Here is a 23099-nt window from a genome sequence, read left to right on the forward strand (position 1 = left end):
AACTGCACTTAAAATCGCACCCCAGTTGATTTAAATACAAGCATAAATCCATCAGCCATGCTAAGATGAGCCTTTTTTAAATACTTATTGAAAGATGAACCATTGCATTCAGGTTAGTGAAATCACCGCGTTACAACGCGATAGTATCATTCGTTGGAAAGCAGGAGAAGTTATATTAGAACACAAGGATTTTCTGGCTTTTGTTGAAGAAAATCATGCATTCAACTATCAGCTATGGCATGCCGAAGATAGAGCCAGACGAGATGATATGGGCTTTGAATTTGTTTATCAGGCCAAACGGGAAATTGATTACTGCAATCAACAACGTAATAACCGTATGGAAGCAATGGACGAATGGCTGTTTAATTTTCTGCAACCTGCAGAACCGGTAAACTGTCCTGTACATTCTGAAACACCTGGCATGATGATTGACCGACTGTCTATCCTTGCTCTCAAAGCCTACCATATGGCGCTGCAGATAAAGCGCGAAGAAGTGGGTGAAGCTCATCGACAAGCCTGCCAAAAAAAGTGGCAAGTTATTATCGCTCAATTAAACCAGCTATCAGACTGTCTGCAGCAGTTAATTAATGAAATCAGCAGCGGCACACGTACCTTCCGGGTTTACCATCAATTTAAGATGTATAATGATCCTGAGTTGAACCCTGAGTTATATACTCAAGATACTGCAAAATAATTTTTGATTAGTTTAATTCAGCAAGTGGATTAACCACATTTGAATTTAGTCATTTTAGCGCAGCTCTGGCATACTTACTGAGCGAGTCAGACTGGCAGCATCATTGCCAGATTTCGAGAAAAAAGCGTTTTTATTTAAAAAGTGCCTATTGCTTGAAGAGAAACTTGAACTTCGCCCTATGCGTGAATTCGGCTTTTCCTCTTCTTTTTTTAATGCGGGTGAAAAACCCTCTTTACTGTTGGCCTGGGATGAGAGTGGGGGGGGTGAGGATTCCGTATCAGGGCATTTGGAAGCGTTATCATTATCGGTTGTTTTGGCCGGCGGATTTTCTGGCGGAGGGGGGGGGGGTTTGGAAATCAGAGTCTTGCTTGCTAGCCTCATCTGATTCCCCGCCTGACGAGGTCAGTGCAGCCTCCTCCTTATCCTGATTTGCGGCACGCTTCTTGGTATCCGCTTTAGCCAACCCTTTTGCCAATGCTCTCAGGGTCAAAATAGCAGCATGAACTACAACGCTTATTGCCATAAATGGGAGCATCGTCGGCGAATCATGATAGTGCCCTTTCTCATCTTGCTCCTGCAGAGGGTTCAATGGCAAATCAATATCCTTGCTTTTCCCCATGGCTGAAAAGAAAGAGCGTACCACCTCAAACCATTCCTGGAAAAAGAACTGCGGCGAAGGGTCTACAACCATCCTGTCACCAATCGCCTTTTTGACCTCTTCCGGTTTTAAATTATTGATAATCTCATTCTTTACTTTAAGACTATCTCGGATAGAAGAGAGCCTGACGTCCCCTGTTAAATCATCGTCCTTCTCCTCCAGCAGCTTTTGCTGGCGAACATGATTCATTGAATGGGCAATAAACCCCGCTAAGAGAAACACGCCAATACTGATACAGCTAATTAACAATACCGGCGGGAAGGCGACTGAACATAAAACCAGGATAGTCGCCACAGCAAACATGGCACTTGCCAACGCACCATAGGCAGCCAACCCACTTCTTAATCCTGAAAAAAAGGCGGTCTTGTAAGAGTGGGTCGACAGGCTGCGCAGCTGTCTGCGCTTTTCCTCAAATTTCTCAAGTAAGTCCTTCATCTCCCGAGATAACCGCTGCTGCTCCTCAATTGCTTTATCGCTGCAATCTCCAGCGTTAGAGAGAGCATACAACTCGTTATACAGGCATTGGAGCTGCTTGCCACATAACGCCAACTCAACCTTGACCTCCGTTACAATTACCTCACGCTGGAAATTATATTCCTCATACATTCGGGTGGCGATACAGGCTAACAAGTAAATGGTGCAAAAAATGGCCATGAAGGCCAATACAGGAGGAGCTAAGGAACAGATACCCAAGACACCTATATAGAGGTAAAGGCCATCAACAATCCCTCCGTAGGCAGCAGAGAAAAACGCCATCTCCCTTAACGTCACCGACTCCCTTGCAATCTGATTTCGGTATTTCTCAATATCTTCCAGAGTTAATTTGTCACTCTTCTGAACGTTGGTCAGCAAATCCTCGTTCGCTTTTTTTATGACTTTCCGCTTATTTTGTACCATCGAGCGGTATAGCAAGCGATTAATAACTGACAGGCCGCCCAAGGCCAAGCCTATCGGGACAATGAGAAAATTTAAATTCTGGCCACCGAGCGAGTTGATTACCTGTAAAGTGCTTTTTACGCCTTTATAGGCGTTTTTTAAACCTTTTAAGGTATCGCGGCAATACGGCCAGGCAATAGCGATATATTTCTTGAATGCGTTGCTTTTGTCTTTACTATTATCATTGTCTTTGAAGAGGTTGGCAAACATGGAAAAGACAATCAGGGCAATCGAGCCGGTGGCAGCGCTGACCATACCCTCAGACGTCATCAGCCACTCATGCATCATATCGGAAGAAGAGCCCTGGCCACCAAGGAACACATCAAAGCAATATTTGATGGTGCTGTAGGATATGCTGAAGCCATCCAAGGCGCCATAAAGGCCGTAGATATAGCCTAGTTTATCCAGTTTTTTTGCCAACAAGTGCCCTTGATAGTGCATTTCTTCGGCACTCAGGTAACTATAACCCTTGTCTATTTTCTTTGCAGAATCACCAGAAATGTTGGTTACCATGCTAATAAAGAAGGTAGAAGCTAGGATGTGCAAATTGTACTGAATAAGAAGTAAAATGGCAACTGATTTTTCATCTTGAGCTAAATTAATCCAGAAAAAGACAGCCCATCAGCAATCATATCACAAAGGGAATTATAAAATACAGCCATTCGTTCACCTCTGATTTGGTAAAATTTAATCATTCCCTTCTTTTACTGTATACTGCTATAAGTGGTTTTCTCAGGGCTATGTCTGGGCGTAAGCATACAAATCTGCTAGGATAACCGGTCGTTTGCTCTCATGATTAATAGGGAATGTATTAATGAACCTGCAAATTTTTTTCATCCTTTTTTGCTTATTGTTTTCAGGAAATGGTATGGCATCTGATCAAAAAATAATCTACGGCTACGTTGAAAAAGCGACCCTGGTCGATAAAGGATTGGTTTTATCTGCCAAACTGGATACTGGTGCAAAATCTGCCTCACTGAGCGCTATTGATATTCATGAAATTGAAGAGAATGGCAAACCCTATCTGCGCTTTAAGGTTCCCAGTAAGGAAGGTGAAATTGAATTTACTTCCGAGTACCTGGGTAAAGTCAAGATCAAGGTTCGTGCTGGAGAGCATCTGTCGCCCCATCAGGCACCGGAGTCAATCAAACGTCCGGTGGTTATGATGCGCATTCAGATTGGTAAAAAAATAAGAACCATCCCGGTAAACCTTACCAATCGTAAACGATTCAATTATCCACTGCTTCTTGGCAGAGATGCCATCATTGCTTTTGATGGACTTGTTGATCCCCACCAGGCCTTTATAGTTAAAACTGAACGCTGAATAACAATGAAATCCAATAAACGTCATCTTTATGGTTTAATCATCACCCTGCTTATCACAGGGGCAGGGATATTTTTTTACCGTCACCTCGTACTTGATGTCCCCCTAACTGATACAGAGACAGTTAATAGCTGGATGGTGGAAGCAAATTTGCGTTTCGTTGCCGAGCGCAATATGCCGGTAAAGGCCAGTTTCATAATCCCTTACATGCCTCCCTATTATGCTATTCTTGATGAATATTTCGTATCTCATAATTATGGCGTCACAACGAATCTAAGCGGTTATAATCGTCAGGCAGTCTGGTCATTAAGACGCGGCAGCGGCACCCAGTCACTTTATTATCGCGCCATCTTTCGTGAAACAGACAATAACGAATCCTCCCTGGCAAAACCACCGGCTGTAAAGGCACAACCTCTCAGTGAAACTCAAAAATCAGCAGTTGATGCAATAACCAGCCAGGTCCGCCAGTCTTCAGCGGATATCCAGACCTTCGCCCAGGGCACGATTAAAGAACTTAACAAGCAGGATGGAAATGCCAGGCTACTCGTTGATAGTGACTTTAATGAAGAAAATATCGTCAAAGCCGCCACCATTATTTTAAGCCAGGCGAAGATCTACAGTATGCCGGCGAAAGGTATCTACTTAACTCAGCAAAATAAGGCAGAGTTGAAATTATTCCTGGCTGTTTATAACGGCAAACACTGGGTATATATCAACCCCAAGACAGGTAGTGCGGGGTACCCTAAAAATTTCCTGGTCTGGCAATACGGCTTTGAGCCGCTATATGAGGTGAGCGGCGGTAAGAAAGCTGGATTTAACCTCACTGTTTCACCGACCCCTATTAATGCGCTTTCTATTGCAAAAACCCGCGGATTACAGACTGATTCCCAACTCATGCGGTTTTCTCTGCTGCAATTGCCGGTTAGTGTTCAGGAGACTTATAAAATATTGCTTACAGTTCCTATTGGTGCCTTTATTATCCTCCTGCTACGCAATTTTGTCGGACTGAAAACCTTTGGCACCTTCATGCCGGTATTAATTGCACTCGCCTTTCGGGAAACACATGTTGTTTGGGGTATTCTGCTGTTTGTTACCATTGTATCATTTGGATTACTCGCTCGTTTTTACCTTGATCAGCTGCGCCTTCTTTTAGTACCCAGGCTTGCGGCCATCCTTACTGTCGTTATCCTTTTAATGATCTTTATCAGTGTATTAAGCCAGAATCTGGGACTTGATTCAGGTTTATCGGTTGCCTTATTCCCGATGGTAATTCTTACCATGACTATCGAGCGCATGTGCATTACCTGGGATGAAAGAGGCGCTGCAGATGCCATAAAATCGGGAGTAGGGAGCCTTATTGCCGCCGTCATTGCTTTTGCTGCCATGAACTATGAACCGATGCAATACCTGGTTTTTGCATTCCCAGAGCTCCTGCTGGTTTTACTGGCTATCATTTTATGGTTTGGTCAATACCGTGGTTACCGACTTTCCGAACTATTGCGCTTCAAGGTTCTCAGTGGAGAACAGCGCTAATGTGGAATTTGTATCGTCGTCTACAGGAGCGAGGCATCTTAAGTATTAATCAACGTAACAGTGATTATGTGCTTAAGTATAATCCACGCAAGCATTATCCTTTAGTAGATGATAAATTAAAAACCAAAAAGCTGGCTCTTGAGGCAGGAATTGCCGTCCCTCCCCTCTATGAGATTGTCGAAAGTGAATATCAGATCAAAAGTATTGATAAACTTTTGCAATCTTATGAAGATTTTGTAATCAAACCCGCCCATGGTGCGGGTGGTGATGGCATCATTGTGGTTTCAAGTCGCGTCTTAGGCCGTTATCGGCAAATCAACGGTAAATTACTAACCACCCAGGAACTAGGTTACCATTTATCCTGTTTACTTACAGGAGCCTATAGCCTTGGCGGCCATCCAGACTATGCGATTATTGAACACCGCGTGATTGTCGATCCGGTCTTTAAAGAAGTCAGCTATGAAGGTATTCCTGATATCCGTATCATTACTTTGCTGGGCTATCCGGCGATGGCCATGGCACGCCTGCCTACACGGCTATCTGGAGGTAAAGCTAACTTACACCAGGGGGCTATCGGTGTCGGTATTAATTTGGCAACAGGAAAAACATTCGGCGGTGTTTTCCACAACGATATGATTGACTATCATCCAGATACCCTTGCTCCCATTGTAGATATTAGCGTCCCCCATTGGGATAAAATCCTCGAGATTGCCGCTAGCTGCTATGAACTGACCGGTCTGGGTTATTTAGGGGTAGATATTGTTCTCGATCGGGAACATGGACCACTTATGCTGGAGCTCAATGCCCGTCCAGGCTTAAATATACAAATTGCCAACCGCGAGGGAGGACTTAAACGTTACCGTCAAATTGAAGCGCAGGCGGCAAAGGAAAAGGAATCTGTTGCAGCAAGAATTGCCTATAGCAAGCAACAATTTGCCTGATAGCCTCGCTTTCTTAAGTTATTTCCCAGCTTCTTTCTACTCCCACAACAAGATAAACTCCTCTAATTAATCGGAGGAGTTTATCGGTTTCAGAAAAAAGTTTAATCAATACCTAAGCTTGCACCATATTTTCCATACCGCGGATACGTTGCACTTCAAGAACCAATAATTTGAAGTAATCATAAGACATGTAAAAATTGCCTCGATCACCCACCTGATTTCCCCATGAATTGCGCAGAGTCAGCAATCCACGATGCTCGCGACCTTGATCATCGATGGCAACAGCATTGTCATCATAGCCTGTAATGATCATCTCATGGCCACCAAACTCTGGTCTTAAGTAAACGTCTCTGGCGATTTCCGGGGTTAATACCCAGGTATCAAAGGTACTCTTATTACTGCCGACAGCGCCCATAAAACCTAAGTCAAAATCCAGTAACAGGACCCCAAAAGTCAGGCGGTCACCAGAATTGAGAGCCGCTTTTATCTCATTAATAGTCTTATTGGTATCCACACGCTCAGAAAGTGCCTGATAGACATCTAAAACAGGCGACCATAAGACCTCTTCACCCATGTTTTCACTGAGCTGACGATACTCTTCAGGCGTCATTTGTGCATCTGGAGTCTCTCTTTCATCGGCTGGATAGTTGCTTATCCCCCCACAATTCTGTTCAGCCTGTTGTTCTTTATTAACAATACCAAAAAGCTCCATCTGATTTAAAACAGTTCGCCCCCAGCTACCATCCCAACCACTTGCAGCATAACCATTATTCTCAAGATAACGACCGAGTTCTAATTGGCAGAGCTGACTAATATAATCGCCCTTATTTAATGCGGCATCAATTGCTGCAGTGTTGGCAAAGGTCACGCAAGTACCATGCATCCCCTGATCCAGTACCGGCACATTATTCATTCCTAATTCAACTTTTGCAGGGTATTTTCTGGTTAACGCAGAAGCATCCAGGGCAAACTGTTTGGTATGAGCAAGCGCATTCTTGGCCTTATCAGCAAGAGCTTGTTTGGCTTTCGCAGGTAATTGAATATTTAAAAATTTTATTTGCTTAATAACATCAGCCGTTGACTGAGGTGCGTTTATCCTTGATACCTGTGCGGCAGGTATTTTGGCAGTTTTGCTAATTGTGCCAACTATTTTTACATCCTGTGCAGCCAAGCTCCCGCTAACTACCATCGAGAATAAGGCAAATTTCGCTAGCTTCATCTAGGTCTCCTTGGTTATTATATGTATGGCCAAACGAGTATACCATATGGATTAAAACCATTCATTAAGGATGAAAAAAATTCGAAAATGCTTAATTTAGCCCTTGGTTTTTCGATTAAACGGTGGAAATCAACAGTAACTAAGTCCCGGAACTGAAAAACGGCGCCTATCTTGCAGGCGAAGAGCAGTCAACGTTCCGCCCCATAAACAGCCAGTATCAATAGGATAAAGTTTAGGATCTGGCACTCGTCCTTCCAGAGCAGCCCAATGACCAAAAACAACATCCACATCAATGGGCTTACGTTGAGGCACAGCGTACCAGGGAAGATGATTCACAGGCGCCTCCTTGATAGTCCCTTTATAGCCTAAAAGTAAACAACCGTTCGCATCACAAAAGCGCATACGGGTAAAATAATTTGTGATAACACGCAGTCTTTCGATGCCCAGCAAATCATCCGACCAGCAATCCGGTTGATTACCATACATCTGCGTCAAGAAATGCTGATAATCGTTGCCGGCTAAAACCATTTCCAGCTCATGAGCCAGGTGCTTTGCCTGAGCCAGATCCCAGACAGGAGCAATGCCCGCATGACAGATCAGGATATTTAAAGCATCATCATGAATTAAAATAGCCTGTTTCCTTAGCCAATGTCCCAGTTCTTCCCGATCATCTGCCGCTAATATTAACTGCAAGCTATCATCCTGATTCTCTTTAGGATGAGCAGCAAAAAGTTTATTTAATAGATGTAAATCATGGTTTCCCAAGGTAATTCGCGGAGTAAGTGGCAAATTTTTAACAAACCGCAGCACCTCCAATGACTGGGGGCCACGATTTACCAAGTCACCAACAAACCATAACCGATCACGCTTCTCATCAAAATCAATATGCTCCAGCAACCGTTGTAACGGCTCATAACAACCCTGCACATCACCTATTGCATAATCAGACACTATTAATCATCCCTGGTTTTAAACTAGATTGTAATGTAGAGCTGGAGACTGCTTGCCATTGGCCTGAAGAATTTAAATGAGGCAACGCATCAGCAGAATGCTGCTGTTGTTGTGGTATAAAGTTATTATTGGATTGAGCTTGATAAATAAGTTCTGTAGTAGACATTGTGCTTATCTTACCAGTACCTAAATGATGTACTGAAACCTGTGCCGGCAAAGCGACTGGATAATTAGAAAAAACAATCCCGCTATGCATTTGCTGATTGCTTGCCTGCTCAAAACGTGCAGAAGGGTTACCATCCGCTGCAGTCCGATGCAATCCTAAAGATAAGAAACCATTTTGCACAGCTTGCCAATTTTTATATTCGGGATGTTCTCGGACAAACAGCCTGAACATCTCCACTGACATTAGTAAACCACCAGGTACCATGAATAAAGGTGCCTTATTAATCATAATACGCCCCTCATTCAATGATTTGCCAATCCACTGAATAAATTCTACACCGACCTGCTGTTCTATCTCGGCAACTGATTCAGGCACACCACCTGCAAATGTACTCACTCGGCCGTAGCGGCTACCACGCGAACCGTAACCCCTGACCATCATTTGATTAAAGTATCGTTGAATAGCAATCGCATCCGCGTGAATTAAAATTGCTCCAAGGGTTCCGGCAGCATAATTGTCTTCATTCAACAGAGCAAGCCAGACAGCCAATACTTGCGAGTTTGAAGCAATCCAGGCAAAACCACTCGTCGGCATTAGCAAACGAGCAAGAAGTAAATTCAGGCGATGGCGAAATCCTTCATCAGATTCCTTGAGAAACTCATAACGGTAATGACTGGCGTTTGATGCCAGATTTTCCAATAAAGGGTTCCATTTTTTTAAAAAATGACCGTGACTATCATACAGTTCAATGTCAAAATCCGTTTGTAACTTACCTATTCCCTGCAGAATTGCAGCAGAGAATAAAGCATATTGCCATAACTTCTGTTCTTCCGATATTTGATCCTGGTTCTCTCGCAGCAGATAACCTTTAAACAGAGCAAGAGCAGCCTCCGTACGATTTAGCGCATGATCTAAAAAACCACCTTGTTGGGAATAAAAACTATTTGATGTTTCAGGTAAACTTTGACAATGATTGACAAAATTATGAATAAGACTTATACATAGACTACCTAAGCGCCCCTCTTCCAAAGCACAAGAATCTTTAATCTGTTGTAATAAGGTAGCCCGCTTATCCTCTGCCAACAAATTAGAAGCTTGCACCACTCGTGTCAGAGCACTAAGCGCCTTAGCATTTGAAGCTTTTGTTTTTTTCCCATGACGATGAAACAAAACCCACCTCCAGAAACCAGACAATACATTGTTAATTTTACACTAATTGGCTATAAATTTCGCTATCCTCACATAGTCTTTTACAGCAATCTGCTCAGGTCGCGAACCAGGGTCAATACCTAAATCAGTAAGTTGTGCTGCACTGAGCAGGGGTTTTAAATTATTCGCCAATGTCTTGCGCCGCATAGAAAACGCTTGTGCCAGTAAGCGTTCCAACACGCCAACCTCCACTTCCGGATAAGGCGACACCTGGTAAGGGGTTAACCGCACAATTGCCGAATCAACCTGCGGCCTGGGATAAAAAGCCTCAGGCGGCACATCAAATAAATAATCCACCTCACAGAAATATTGGATCATCACGCTCAAGCGGCCGTAGGCCTTTGTGCCGGGTTGGGCATTAAGACGCAATACAACTTCTTTCTGCAGCATAAAATGCATGTCTTGAATAAAACCTGCATAGCCAAGCAGATGAAACAATAGCGGCGTGGAGATATTATATGGCAAATTACCAATTATCCGCAGATGCTTGCCCCATTGGCTGAAATCAATTGTTAACGCATCTGCGGCAACCAAATCCAATTTCTCCGATGCTGAAATGGCCTGCAAATGACGATGTAAGTCTTTATCAATTTCAATAGCGACAAGGCGTCTTAATCGCTTCAATAAAGGGATTGTCAAAGCCCCCAATCCCGGACCAATTTCAATCACCTTATCCTCTTCCCGGGGATTTAAAACCGTCAAAATCTTATCAATAAGATGTTCATCTTGTAAAAAATTCTGACCAAAACGTTTGCGGGGATGATGTTTCACTATGCTTACCAAAAAAAACAAAGAAAAATTATACCAAATTAACGCTTATTTGGGTTAGTCTGATGTTGCCATCTGCCATTTACTGTAGTATTTCAACATTAAATCGATAGCCATGCTGATTAATGATTTTTAGACAGGACATGGCTTACATCATCTGGGCATTTTATGGGAATAATTTTCAAATAAGTTAAAATGAGGGGCAAATAATGCTGGCTTATTTATTGGAATTTCGTCAACGCGCTTTGCATATATTCATTTGCTTTGCTCTTTTCTTCCTGCTGGCTTTCTTCTTCGCTAATGAATTGTTCCATGTGTTAGTAATCCCTTTGTTAAAGGCATTAAACCCTGAGGACTCACTGATTGCCACACAGATTACAGCACCTGTATTAACACCAGTTAAACTGGCAGCCAATGCAGCCATGCTTTGTACAGCCCCCTTTGCCCTTCTTCAATTATGGCGATTTATTGCACCAGGATTATATCACTATGAGCGCTATAATCTACGCATGGCAATCACGATCAGCATGCTGCTTTTTCTGTTGGGGATGCTCTTTTGTTTCTACCTTGTATTACCTTTTGCCTTTCATCTTTTTGTCAGGGCTACCCCATCAGGGGTCAGGCTGCTCCCCGATATCAGTTATGCATTAGATTTTATTACTCGCATGGTATTATTATTTGGTCTTTGCTTCCAGGTTCCCCTGGTCTGCTTTACACTGGTAAAGATAGGATGGGTAGAGGTGAGTGTATTAAAAAAAGTAAGGCCTTACGTCATTGTCGGAGCCTTTGTCATTGGCATGCTGCTAACGCCCCCTGATGTATTTTCTCAAATCATGCTGGCTATACCGCTTTGCCTGCTCTATGAAGCAGGGCTTATTTTAGCCATGATAAAAACAGCTAAACCAGCCACAAAGGGCTGTTAACAATCGCACGGCTCCTAAAAGTAATTCGATAACAAGATAACAAAAGGGTTAATGATCCTCCTTAGGAGTACAACCAAAATCAATATTGCTATAACGGCATAACGATTAACATAATAAAGTAAATTGACAGCGGGAGGAAAAAAAGGCTTTTGAGCAAGCATCCAGCGGCTGACAGCCAGGCAAACCGGCAGATACAACAGCACAATTATTTCAGTAAATATGCGTGACTCGGTAAAATTTCCAACCAACAGCAAGCCAAGGAAATAACTTAACACGACATAACGCAATGGCCGATACCTTACAGGAATATAATCATAAAAAACAAACCAGAATAACGGAAAGCCAGCGAAACAAAATAAGAACAAAAAAATATGCTGGCCATTCAGCAACCAGGATAAATTGGCTTCAAAGAAAGTTTGGGGAGAGGCGCGGAAATACCATTCGAGCGCCTGCCCTGAAAGTTGAAGATGATGGATAATTGCAAAGATTAACAGCCTTGTCAGAATATAAACTACCATGGAAAGAAGCATCGGCTTAACAGCCGCACGCAGGGTTTGCCAATGCAAAGCAGGGATCATTAAGACAAGCAGTACGCTGCTCTCACGGTTAAACGTTGCTGGAACCAGCCATAGAATAAAGTAAAGCCATTGCGAGCGTATGCAAAATAAAAGTCCAGCCGCCATAAAAAAAAGTGAAGCACTATCATAAGGGTAAAAAAAAGTGGCCTCACCATCGGTGGTAAAACGATAATTAATCACCGTTACTATTGGTAAAAGTAATATAAACAGCCAGCTTAAGAGTGTTGACTGACGTCTATTAAATTCTTCACCAAGCAATCGTGTTAAAGCAAAATAGAATAAACTGATAAACAGCACTTCGGTAACAAAAAATAACTCCTCAACCTCAAACGGTAAGACATAAGACAGCAGATGGGCTACACCAGAAGCCAGCATACGCTGTCCAAAGGGCATTCGTGCTGAAAAATTAATCAACTCCTTTAGATCAGTATCGATAAAGACACCAGTAAGCTTTGTGTGGATAAAAGCATAACTAAAAAGCAGGGCACAGGTTAGAAAATATGATTTATATCGAAACAGGTCTTCATTCATAACCATTAACTCTATTCAAGATTTGTCAAGGCTAACCGATATCAAAGGAAAAACGCAAACAACTGGCCAAAACCAGGAGAAAGTGATGAATAAAACAGCAAAATTCAATATCGGTGAACGCGTTATTCATACAAAGCAGGGTTATCGCGCGGTAATCATTGATGTAGATCCCTTTTTCCAAGCCTCTGGCCGCTACAACCCACAGGCCATTAAACGCGAATTCGCCAACCGAAACCCCTGGTATCGGCTGCTGGTTGATGAGAGCAGTCAAATGACTTATGTTGAAGAATGTTTACTAAAGAGGGACTGCAGCAGTCAAAATATCAACAACCCTCAAATTAAACATTATCTCCATGAGCGACAGGGCAAATACCAAACCAATACAAAGCATCATTAATAATTTATGGAAAACCTCAGGTATGACGCAACATAAACACCAGAAAGGCAATAAAGGCTATCAGGATTAATGCCAAAAACCCCATCGTGGAGAAACTCTTGCCAAGATTTTCTCGGCTAAATTGCTCTGGCCTGCCTTTAATGCTGCGATACAAAATCCAAACAATAAGCCCTGCGCCAATCAATCCAAGTACCTGATATAAGGTATCCATAGTTATCCCCCCTGTTGTTCAAAACTAAATGCATCGGAAAATAATTGCGCTGTCGGCAGGCTATGGGTAACCAGTATATCCCTTATGGCATAAACCATGTCAAAAGGCCCGGCAATAACAACCTGCCAATCTTTAAGATCATGCTGATGGTGATCAAGAATTATTGAGGCCAGCGTTTCCTTGCTGGCATTGGACAACAAGGAAAAATAACGAAAATGCTCAACATGAGCCTGCCATTGCCTTACTTTTTCATCCATATAGAGATCACTTTGTGAACGGGCGCCCCAGAATAGTTCAAAAGGACGTTTTTCACCATCAGCCAATAACTGTTCTATCATCGCTTTGACAGGCGCAAAACCAGTACCTCCGGCAATAAATAAAATCGGTTTATGCGCGCGAAGCCTGTCAAGGTGGCAGTCACCCAGAGGAACCCGGATTGTTATCTCGCCATGCTTTTTAATATCGGCAAGTAATCGCTGATTACTTCTGTTATCCTGACTATGGCGTATATGAAGTTCATAGGTCTGAGAACCCAGAGGGGCATTGGCAATAGAATAGCTTAACTCCGCATCTGAAGAAAGGAGCTGTAAATATTGGCCTGCTTGATAATCAACGTATTTTTCAGGCTTTAGCACAACCTGTAAAATGCTATCGGTAAGAGGGGAGACATGTTCTATCTTTGCCTTCATCGATTTAGTCATCATTCAATCCCAATTGCGACCAATACCCTTCCACACGATCTACTATTTCTTTATCCATTACAATCGCCTTTCCCCATTCGCGTTGCGTTTCACCTGGCCATTTACTGGTAGCATCCATTCCCATCTTTGAACCTAATCCTGCAACAGGTGAAGCAAAATCAAGATAATCTATCGGCGTATTATCAATCATCAGGGTATCACGAAGCGGATCCATGCGTGTAGTAATAGCCCAAATCACATCCTGCCAGTTACGGGCATCAATATCATCGTCACAGACAATAACAAATTTGGTATACATGAATTGCCGCAAGAAAGACCAGACTGCCATTAAGATGCGCTTGGCATGGCCAGGGTATTGTTTCTTGATAGTTACAACCGCCAAACGATAAGAGCAACCCTCAGGCGGCAAATAAAAGTCAACAATTTCCGGGAACTGCTTTTGTAACAAGGGTATGAAAACCTCATTTAAAGCGAGACCTAAAATGGCAGGCTCATCTGGAGGGCGCCCGGTATAGGTACTATGATAGATTGGCTTATCCCGATGGGTAAGCCGTTCAACCGTAAATACAGGGAATGACTGGACTTCATTATAATAGCCAGTATGATCGCCAAAAGGTCCTTCCGGCGCTTCAACTCCAGGCTCAAGATAACCTTCAAGGATAATTTCGGCGCTGGCAGGTACATGCAGATCACTACCCAGGCAAGCAACAAGGGGGGTTCTTTGTCCCCGAAGCAGTCCTGCAAAAGCGTACTCTGATAAACTATCGGGAACCGGGGTAACCGCTGCCAATAACGTGGCTGGGTCTGCACCCAAAGTGACTGCAATTGGAAATCGCTCGCCAGGATAAGCTTCTTGCCATGCCTGATAATCCAATGCCCCTCCCCGGTGGGAGAGCCAACGCATAATAAGCTTGTTCTTGCTCAGTAATTGCTGGCGATAAATCCCTATGTTTTCTCGCGTTTGATAAGGCCCTTTGGTAGTCACCAACCCCCAGGTAATCAGCGGGGCCGCATCATTTGGCCAACAAGTCTGGATTGGCAAGCGTGTTAAATCGACTTCGTCTTTTTCAAAAACATGGGTTTGGCAGGCTGCACTACTTACATACTTTGGCGCCATATTAAGCGCTTGTTTCAGAAGTGGCAATTTAGTCAATGCATCCTTAAAACCCTTAGGAGGTTCAGGCTCCTTTAAAGCGGCTAGCAGTTTACCTACCTCACGTAAGGCAGTGATTGTTTCCTCCCCCATGCCAAGGGCTACACGTTCGACTGTGCCAAATAAATTACTCAGTACAGGAATTTCCTTATCCTTGGGATTTGTAAACAGCAATGCAGGCCCGCCGGTTCTCAACACCTTATCACTGACTGCAGTCATCTCCAGGTAAGGCGAAACAGGATAAGTAATGCGCTTAAGTAATCCACGGGTTTCCAATTGGCTAATAAAATCGCGTAAGTCAGCATATTTCATAATAGATTTTCAAAAAAATAATCAGCTGATTATGACACAGGCGAAGCTTATCAGAAAATAAGCCTTTAAATTCAGAGGCGATTAAAATTGTGGTTGGCGGTAATTAATTATAGCTCGGACCTAAGGTGATGTCGTCAAGCAAATTTGCACACCCCAATTAAGCCACTTTTTTCATTAACCCCCAGTACCTCATAGTAATGTAATCCAAGATATCCTGTTTTGCCTCTCGTCTGGTTTGATAATTACGCCAATGAACTAATTCATCTTTCAAGCGACTAAAGCTATTGTCCCAGCAGTCGCCTTTTTGCTCATGCTGCCCACAAGGCCATGTTGATTGAGAGTGTCAGAATATTGTTTGCTGGCATATTGTGAGCCTCTATCGGGATGCACAATAAGGTCTGCTTGGGCTTTCTCTGCCAAAATGGCCATTGTCAATGCATCACAAACCATCAAATACGACGAGTCATCTTCTGAATTTTTCTACAGCTGATTTATTCTGAATTGAAGCTTCGACTTTCTCCTCAATCGTCTTACCAGAATCACCAAATGCCTGATTAAGATAATTATTAAGAGAATGATAGGTTGTACTTGACGCCTTGCAGGCTTTATTTAATTTTTCACTTAATTTCATTAAAAATTGCTCTTTTACTTCATTAGAATCATCATGCTGCGGCTTTTCTTTTTGGATAAACTCAAGTAATTCCTTAGTGCGGCTTATACCACTACTGCCATGATGGAAATGGCTAAACCTTGTTATACCTCGGACACCTCGACCTTCCGAACGCTTTTGTTCATGATAAGCGATATAAGCTTCTACAGCGCCTTGTATTGTATCTACATCAGAAAAGCCTTCTTTAGTGTTGCTTATGCCTTCTAAATCATCATGCTTAATGGGGATATTGTTATCTGGTTGTATTGAATGTTGGGTAGCGGAAGGTACATGTGTTTTAGGTTCCAATAATGGAACAGTAGCAGAAGGTGGCAAATGTATCACATGTTCACCTTTTTTTATGGTACTGGCTAAATGTTTCGCTGTTTTTTTAGTAGTTACCGCTTTTATATCCAGCTCCGTCAGTCCAAAATAATCTTTTAAAATGGGATCACCATGTAACTTTTCAAGCAGAGAATTATAAGTAGTATTATCTGAATAATTCTCCAGAAAATCTGCAAGCAACCTAAGCAATTCTCGCGTTTTAGCACTAATTAGGTTCTCATCAATTACCGATTCATTTTGTTCATAGGTTTTCTCAATCTTATTCCATAACGCAACCAGTTTTTTCTCATGCCTATTTAATCCATTATCACGCCCATAACGGTAAGGCATGTTTAACTGCCCTATCAGCAAATAAAGTTGATGTTGAACTGCTAGTTCTTCTAATTGGGGATGTGTTGCTTTATAAAAGCGTCTAATAGCAATGTACCTGATAAGAGGTCGATTAGAATCAGGTTTATAACTGCCGTAATTAGCTCCTCCGGTCGAATAGTTCCGATACCTTTTCTCAGACTCCATAATTTGTTGATAAACATTAGGTAAATAGTCCTCTAAATGTTTTTCCTGTCCCAACTGTTTATAGAGTAAACGTAATTGAGAAAATTCTTTGATGTTTTGGCTATCAACAAAACGATGTGTTTTGTAATTTGCCGCTTCACGATGACCTTTTGCAAATACAGCTAATTCGTTATCAGCAAATGCCAATAGGTGTTCTGCGATTAATTCTCTGTTGAAGGAAGTCTGGCTAACAAAACGTTGAGTTTGCTTTTCTGATGTATGTCTCTGAAGTACTTCATAAAATTTTTCGGGTGAGCTCAAACATTCATAAACATAATAAAGCTGTTCTAAATTGCTAAAAAGATCAGCCTCCTGTTTTACACCATAGCCTTCTTTGCGAACATTCTCATGTTCTCTTCCCCAGAGGATAGCATTGTTATCCTCTACACCCAAAACCTGATACATAAGCGTGAAAATTTCACCGCCTATTAGCCAACGACCATCCCTATCTTTTTCAACAAAAGAATTCCATCCATATGAAAAATTATTCGCTCCTAAATAGCGGGCATATAACCCTCTTAAACTTATAAAGGCTTGCTTTAGCTCTTCAGTTTTTTCACCTGACTTTAATCTATCTACTAAGTCGTAGAATTGATTTTTAAGTGATGTGACATACTCACTTTTAATATTGGTTACTTTATCTCCAGCATTAAAGAGACATAATCTATCGAGGATAGCATCTTGATCACCTTCTTTCTCTGCAAAAATAATTTTTCGATACTCTTCTACTAAGTCATTAATCGTATTTTGTTTCCATGCTTGATTAATAGCATCTATCTTTTCCTTATGTTCTTTAATTTCCTGGCAGAATGTTTTGGCATCTTTATTTTCTAGTTCCAACTCGTTTGCTAAACGTAAGAGATATCTTTCAGCTAACTTATCTTCACCTAGTGCCAGTAAAGCCTCCGCAATAGGCAAATAACCTGACCAATGTGTTTCAGGTTCTGACGCCAACCAAAGTAAAGCTTCTTTATTCAATAAAAAAGTAACTTGTGGATTTACTGTAATAAAGGTTTTCTTGATAAAATGTCGCGCTTGAACAGGGTTCTCATAACCATTCCAAAATTGAATTTGACTGTCTGAGGCTTTAACAATATCTTTTCTTCCGTCGCGCTGTTCGACTTCCATTTCGATTTCATCAATTAACCAGACAGGTAAATACTTTTTATTATCGCGAATAAATACTTTCAACTGCTCAAGGGTTTCGCGTGAAAAAAAAGGTAAAAAACTGGTATTCCCGAACAAAAGCTGTCTAATTGCTACATGCTTGATATCTTGTATTTCATGGAGTTCTTTAACCGATTCTTTCGTTTTGAAAAATGGCCATAAAAGCTGGTAATTTAAATAATAGATAGGCAGCTTTGCGGTGAGTTCTTTGTTGCTTAAAATATATTCACGTATCTCGGGACTAATCTTCGTTAATTCAGCCATCGCTGTGTCATATAAAGCACTTAGATTCTGGGGCTGAGCTAAAATAGCTTCACTAGCTCTTTTTGAGTCAAACTCATCTCCTTTAATCCATTTTTCTATTCGCCGACCATATAATATTTCCGGATAATGGTTGTAATAATAAATAAAGACATCCGTATCAGTAATGCCTATATTTAAGATTCCTTGCTTGGTTGCTTTAATAGCTAAGGCAATTACATCAGAGGAATCCATAAAACCAATAAATTCAGGTGTAGTTAACACTTTTTTAACCAACCATGTTTGGGCTGAATTAAATGGTTTATCGTCATAAGGGAAAATCATCCGAAAATGACCTTGATCAAAACGCCTTGGCAATGCGTTAGCCATAAAAAGATGGTAAAATGCCATGTAACCAGGCATTGGTTTTGCTTCCCGCTGATGTGGTTTAAAGACTTTTAACTGCGGTTTATAGAGTTGAACAGAGGTTTGGTTAGACGCATTAGTTGCCACCGTTAATCTTTCTGCAGCTTGTTCAAACTCCCAGTTTTGTATAACGAAATATACGGCCGAGGTTTCTGCCATACCTCTATAGAAATAAGGATCATCCACAAATCCATCTCTTAGTTCATACTGATACTGCGGTAAATAATTCTGTTGCTCGAGAATTTTCTTTTTATCCAGAACAGTTGGATTTTTAGCTATGTCTTCCAATATTTTAAACGCTATTTGCACATGCTCAAAAATACGCTGAGCTTTTTCTTTACTATCAGAAAAACGAGTCTCAGTTATTTTATCAGGATGATAAAGAAGTACTGCTTGCCGATATTTCGCCTTTATAATGGCTAACCATTCTCCTTCTGTTTTTTTCTCAGATAAATGTTTGAAATCAATTTTTAATAAATCACAGGCGGCTTGAAACTGCTTGTTGATTTCCTCAGATTGCAGTGCAGTATCAAAATAATTATAGTTAGCATTATAAAAACCTCTGATAAGGTTTTCTTTTTGCTTTTCTTTCTCTTCCTTTTCTGTTGCTGCACCATTCTTTTGATTAGCTTGTTTATATTGTTGGCAAGCCTTGCTTAGCGCTTGATATTCTGATGAGCGTTCACCTTCTTTTTTGAGTGCTTGTAAGTTATCTGAACCAGCGCCTGCAATTTTTATATATTCGCCATTCAGTTTCTCTTGGCGAAAAGTAATATGATCCGTTAAATCTAAATCAGCAACACTCAAATGCTCCCTGGTGCAAGCAGGAACATCACTTGTTACACTCTCTAACTGTTTGATTAAACTAGCAATGAGCTCAGAATCAAAACCTTCATAGAGATAAATAGTGAAAGGATTATTAAATAGTCTGGAGCGCGGGTCTTTATCAATAGTGATTTCTTTCCCACCAATGGCCTTTTCAAGCTCTGAACTGTCACCAATATTTAAAATTTTAAATCCTGGTATTAACCCATCTTCAACGGCTTTTTTTAGTAATTGATAAATACGCGCCTGATGCGTGTCAAAATTTGTGATGGGCAATGCAGCGTGCAGCTTATAATTAGAGTGTTCTGCTGCATGTTCATTATCGCAATATAACCAACTACTTTCTGTTATTTCTCTAAGTTTCATGAGTTAAATATTCCATTGCTGAAAAATAACTTAATTATAGATATTAAAGATTAATATTTAATTAACGCGACCGAGAATACTTGAAATCACCCTGTGAAATCCGCTTTGTGCCGGACAATTTTTTAAGAGATAGGTAATAGCTCACCCTCTGTCAACCGCTTACGCACATTTTCAATCGCCCTTACTTGGCACCCATAAGCTTCTGCAATTTTTTCATCGCTCCAGTTTGGACCATCTGCTTTTAATAAAATCTGTGCGCATTGATTTTTAAGACCCTCCCTTTAGCTTCTTTACTGCTTCTCCCAATAGTTGACGCTCTTCAGTAAATAACCGAACAATATATTTCTTCATAACATCCTGTCATCGCTTAAATCAAATAGGGCATGCACTGTTGAAGCCGACCATATAAAATTTATTTTAAATCAGCGAGTTATTTCTTTTATACTCGTTTTTTGTCCGGCAGAAAGGAGCCGCTATTCCAGGGAACTTCCGAGGTTAATGTCATGATCGGAGTTAATTCAAAAATCCTAACATTATCCAGGATCGGAGCTTGATAATAAACGCATGTCCCCGGATTTCGCTGGCGCTCCATCCGGGCTACCATGATTACTACCGGTTAATCGCAACCTTTAAACCGTTACTAATCGTCTATAACGAAGGTGTGCTGCTAATTTTACTCTTGGCGCTTCATCGCCTCAAAAAACTCAGCATTGGTCTTATGATTTTTCATCCGCTCAAGTAAAAACTCAATCGCATCGCATTCGTCCATCGATTGCAGGATTTTGCGTAAAATCCAGGTACGCTGCAGTTCTTCAGGAGTAAGCAGCAGATCTTCACGGCGAGTACCAGAGCGATTGATATTAATCGCTGGAAATACACGGCGTTCAGCAATATTGCGGCTTAAGTGGATTTCCATATTACCGGTTCCCTTGAATTCTTCATAGATTACCTCATCCATTTTAGAACCCGTATCAACCAACGCAGTTGCGATGATGGTCAAACTGCCACCTTCTTCAATATTCCTTGCCGCACCATAAAGGCGCTTGGGTCTTTGCAGTGCGTTAGCATCCACCCCTCCGGTCAGAACTTTTCCGGAGGAAGGGACCACTGTATTGTAGGCACGGGCAAGACGGGTAATAGAGTCGAGTAAAACGACAACATCACGCTTGTGCTCAACCAAACGTTTCGCCTTTTCGATGACCATTTCAGCAACCTGCACATGGCGGTTGGCAGGCTCATCAAAAGTACTGGCAACAACCTCGCCCTTTACTGAGCGCTGCATTTCCGTCACCTCTTCAGGGCGTTCGTCAATCAACAAAACTATCAGATAGCAATCCGGATAGTTCTTCTCAATGGAATGAGCAATATTTTGCAGCATTAATGTCTTACCTGCTTTGGGAGGTGAAACAATAAGACCGCGCTGTCCTCGACCAAACGGAGCGCACAAATCAACCACCCGGGCAGTCAAATCTTCTGTACTGCCATTGCCCTGCTCCATGATCAAACGTTCGGTAGCAAATAAAGGTGTCAGGTTTTCAAACAGGATTTTTCGCTTGGCACTGTCAGGAGAATCATAATTAATCTCATCTACCTTTAATAAAGCAAAATAACGCTCATTATCTTTAGGCGGTCTGATTTTTCCTGTTATGGTATCTCCGGTACGCAAGCCAAACCGTCTTATTTGGCTGGGAGAGACATAGATATCATCCGGGCCTGCCTGGTAAGAACCATCTTCTGAGCGTAAAAAGCCAAAACCGTCTGATAATACTTCTAAAACCCCGCCACCAAGGATATCTTCACCTTTATGGGAATGGGCTTTAAGGATGGCAAAAAGAATATCCTGTTTACGCATACGGGAGGTATTTTCAGCCCCCATTTCCTGTGCGATATTTACAAGATCGGCAATGGGTAATTGCTTAAGTTCACTAAGATTCATACTTCTCACTTGATGTGTTAGTTAAACGAATTGAAATTTTCCGGGATAAATTTAAATGGAAGGACAGCTTGGGAAGCTGCTGCCTAGAGGCAATTCCCTAAGTTTGCCAGTATCAATACTCAGTTTAGCATAACCCAAGGCGACTAGAGATAAAGCAATTTGAGTAGTTGAAGTGACAGCCTTTAAAGAAATGGCCACATTTGAATCTTGAGCTTAACATAGTCTTCTATAGAGATCCAGACTTATTGCCACTTTATTCAGGGCCTACGCATGAAAAAATTCTTGACTTCTACGTTCCACGGTTTATCCGCGGAATCCAGTGCTATTCGAAGATTTATGAATCCCGTGAACAAGTCACGGGATGTAGAAATATAGAGGAGTAGCTTGATAATAAACAAAAACGCTCCATCCAGGCTGATTCTTTCAAGGAAAAACTGCACTTTATAAATCACGCCCGATATTTAATTAGCTTTCCTTTTCAAGCAAAAGGGAATGCAGTACTGTTTTCCTTTCATTATCGAGTCCGGTAAGTGATAAGGTTGCAACTGCTGCAGCTCGATACAGTGTATTGATTGCAGGACTGTCAATGGCATCCAAATGTTTTTTAATTGTATCAATATCGCCTCGAGCCAATGGCCCGGTCAATGCCTTGCTTACTGTTGATGCCTGTTCAACATTGGCAAGGCTGCTTTTCATTAGTCGCACTGCCATTTGTTGCGCTACCCTCCCATCAATGCCTGCATTAAGCAATAACTCAACAGAAACAGAGGCCAATGTCACCAGGTAGTTGGAAGAAAATACCGCTGCCGCATGATAACCTGCTTTTTTTTCTGCCTTTATGGGAATAATCATGGCACCCAGAGGGTCAAAAATTGAAGAAAGCACCGCAATAGCCTCCTCATCCCCTTCAACAATACAATCGCAATTCTTAAAAGCCTGGTTATCGAGATAACCTTTTGCAAAGGCTTTTAGTGGGTGGAGGCTTGCAATCAAGCAACCTTGTCCTTTCAATGGCTGTAGTTCCTCAGAACTTAAAACCCCACTACAGTGAACAACAATACTGCCAGGCCGGATAGTTTTTCCTTCAGCCAACTGGCGGACAATTGGAGAAATCAAATCATCGGGAGGAGTAATAAACGTCAAATCAGTGGGTGGCAAGGCGTTTAATTGTGCAACAGCAGTGCCTGAGCCAATTGCAGAAACCGCATTTACGGCACTTGTAAGGCTCTTATTGCATATTGCAATTAAGTTAGCAAGCTGCCTGCCTGCAATAGCCAAGGCAAGGTTTTTACCTAAACGGCCTGCACCAATCACGTTAAATTGCATAAATCCAAACCTCAGGGGAGTAACCCGACAATAACACCGCTCGACAGTATCTATCACAT

Annotated in this window: 18 protein-coding genes and 1 pseudogene; 6 read left to right on the forward strand and 13 right to left on the reverse strand. The window is 41.8% G+C overall.

What is annotated here, in order from left to right; genetic code table 11:
- Positions 1-94 precede the first annotated feature (94 nt).
- Positions 95-694, forward strand: coding sequence for a DUF4254 domain-containing protein (locus E1O65_RS01860; RefSeq protein WP_133131901.1), 600 nt, complete (start codon positions 95-97; stop codon positions 692-694).
- Between the two features lie 301 nt (positions 695-995).
- Here E1O65_RS01860 and E1O65_RS01870 read toward each other — a convergent pair whose 3' ends face one another.
- Complete coding sequence (locus tag E1O65_RS01870; protein WP_133131903.1) at positions 996-2801, reverse strand: hypothetical protein; 1806 nt, start codon at positions 2799-2801, stop codon at positions 996-998.
- A gap of 355 nt (positions 2802-3156) precedes the next feature.
- Here E1O65_RS01870 and E1O65_RS01875 point away from each other — a divergent pair, with 355 nt between their 5' ends.
- From E1O65_RS01875 to E1O65_RS01885, 3 genes are read left to right on the forward strand one after another with little or no spacing between them, the layout of a single operon-like run.
- Positions 3157-3612: a RimK/LysX family protein gene (locus E1O65_RS01875; RefSeq protein WP_133131904.1), complete on the forward strand. Its 456-nt coding sequence runs from the start codon at positions 3157-3159 to the stop codon at positions 3610-3612.
- Positions 3613-3618: 6 nt separating this feature from the next.
- Positions 3619-5145 (forward strand): inactive transglutaminase family protein, encoded by a 1527-nt coding sequence (locus E1O65_RS01880; RefSeq protein ID WP_133131905.1) that lies wholly within the window; start codon positions 3619-3621, stop codon positions 5143-5145.
- A complete protein-coding gene (locus E1O65_RS01885) occupies positions 5145-6086 on the forward strand; it encodes an alpha-L-glutamate ligase-like protein (RefSeq protein ID WP_133131906.1) in 942 nt (313 codons plus the stop codon). The genes E1O65_RS01880 and E1O65_RS01885 overlap by 1 nt, the downstream gene beginning before the upstream one ends.
- 112 nt (positions 6087-6198) lie before the next feature.
- Here the strand turns inward: E1O65_RS01885 and E1O65_RS01890 are convergent, their stop codons facing one another.
- The 4 genes from E1O65_RS01890 to rsmA all read right to left on the reverse strand — a co-directional run bounded on the left by E1O65_RS01890 (position 6199) and on the right by rsmA (position 10402).
- Complete coding sequence (locus E1O65_RS01890; protein ID WP_133131907.1) at positions 6199-7305, reverse strand: C1 family peptidase; 1107 nt, start codon at positions 7303-7305, stop codon at positions 6199-6201.
- 129 nt (positions 7306-7434) lie between these two features.
- On the reverse strand, positions 7435-8256 hold the full coding sequence (locus E1O65_RS01895) for a symmetrical bis(5'-nucleosyl)-tetraphosphatase (protein WP_133131908.1): 822 nt from the start codon (positions 8254-8256) through the stop codon (positions 7435-7437).
- On the reverse strand, positions 8249-9592 hold the full coding sequence (locus tag E1O65_RS01900) for a TraI domain-containing protein (protein WP_133131909.1): 1344 nt from the start codon (positions 9590-9592) through the stop codon (positions 8249-8251). The genes E1O65_RS01895 and E1O65_RS01900 overlap by 8 nt, the downstream gene beginning before the upstream one ends.
- A 42-nt stretch (positions 9593-9634) precedes the next feature.
- Complete coding sequence (gene rsmA / locus E1O65_RS01905; RefSeq protein WP_133131910.1) at positions 9635-10402, reverse strand: 16S rRNA (adenine(1518)-N(6)/adenine(1519)-N(6))-dimethyltransferase RsmA; 768 nt, start codon at positions 10400-10402, stop codon at positions 9635-9637.
- Positions 10403-10608: 206 nt separating this feature from the next.
- Between rsmA and tatC the strand changes: the two genes are divergently transcribed.
- Positions 10609-11322, forward strand: a complete 714-nt coding sequence (tatC, locus tag E1O65_RS01910; RefSeq protein WP_133131911.1) for a twin-arginine translocase subunit TatC — start codon at positions 10609-10611, stop codon at positions 11320-11322.
- A 14-nt stretch (positions 11323-11336) separates the two neighbouring features.
- On the opposite strand, the gene E1O65_RS01915 is transcribed toward tatC, so the two are convergent.
- Positions 11337-12431, reverse strand: coding sequence for a hypothetical protein (locus E1O65_RS01915; RefSeq protein WP_133131912.1), 1095 nt, complete (start codon positions 12429-12431; stop codon positions 11337-11339).
- A gap of 85 nt (positions 12432-12516) precedes the next feature.
- Here E1O65_RS01915 and hspQ point away from each other — a divergent pair, with 85 nt between their 5' ends.
- A complete protein-coding gene (hspQ, locus tag E1O65_RS01920) occupies positions 12517-12828 on the forward strand; it encodes a heat shock protein HspQ (RefSeq protein WP_133131913.1) in 312 nt (103 codons plus the stop codon).
- Positions 12829-12844: 16 nt separating this feature from the next.
- On the opposite strand, the gene E1O65_RS01925 is transcribed toward hspQ, so the two are convergent.
- The 7 genes and pseudogenes from E1O65_RS01925 to E1O65_RS01960 all read right to left on the reverse strand — a co-directional run bounded on the left by E1O65_RS01925 (position 12845) and on the right by E1O65_RS01960 (position 23040).
- Entirely contained in the window at positions 12845-13039 is a 195-nt protein-coding gene (locus E1O65_RS01925; protein ID WP_133131914.1) for a hypothetical protein, read from the reverse strand.
- Between the two features lie 2 nt (positions 13040-13041).
- Entirely contained in the window at positions 13042-13743 is a 702-nt protein-coding gene (locus E1O65_RS01930) for an NAD(P)H-flavin reductase (RefSeq protein WP_133131915.1), read from the reverse strand.
- Positions 13733-15205, reverse strand: a complete 1473-nt coding sequence (gene ubiD, locus E1O65_RS01935) for a 4-hydroxy-3-polyprenylbenzoate decarboxylase (RefSeq protein ID WP_133131916.1) — start codon at positions 15203-15205, stop codon at positions 13733-13735. The genes E1O65_RS01930 and ubiD overlap by 11 nt, the downstream gene beginning before the upstream one ends.
- Positions 15206-15395: 190 nt before the next feature.
- Positions 15396-15655, reverse strand: a pseudogene (locus tag E1O65_RS01940) (IS3 family transposase); the annotation flags it as partial.
- A gap of 13 nt (positions 15656-15668) precedes the next feature.
- Complete coding sequence (locus E1O65_RS01945; protein ID WP_133131917.1) at positions 15669-19778, reverse strand: J domain-containing protein; 4110 nt, start codon at positions 19776-19778, stop codon at positions 15669-15671.
- Between the two features lie 673 nt (positions 19779-20451).
- The gene (gene rho / locus E1O65_RS01955) at positions 20452-21714 is read right to left on the reverse strand and encodes a transcription termination factor Rho (protein ID WP_133131918.1); all 1263 of its coding nucleotides are present in this window, start codon (positions 21712-21714) and stop codon (positions 20452-20454) included.
- Between the two features lie 465 nt (positions 21715-22179).
- Positions 22180-23040: a Rossmann-like and DUF2520 domain-containing protein gene (locus E1O65_RS01960; RefSeq protein ID WP_133131919.1), complete on the reverse strand. Its 861-nt coding sequence runs from the start codon at positions 23038-23040 to the stop codon at positions 22180-22182.
- Between the last annotated feature and the right edge of the window lie 59 nt (positions 23041-23099).

It is taken from the genome of Legionella sp. W10-070, from assembly GCF_900640175.1.
Taxonomy (GTDB): domain Bacteria; phylum Pseudomonadota; class Gammaproteobacteria; order Legionellales; family Legionellaceae; genus Tatlockia.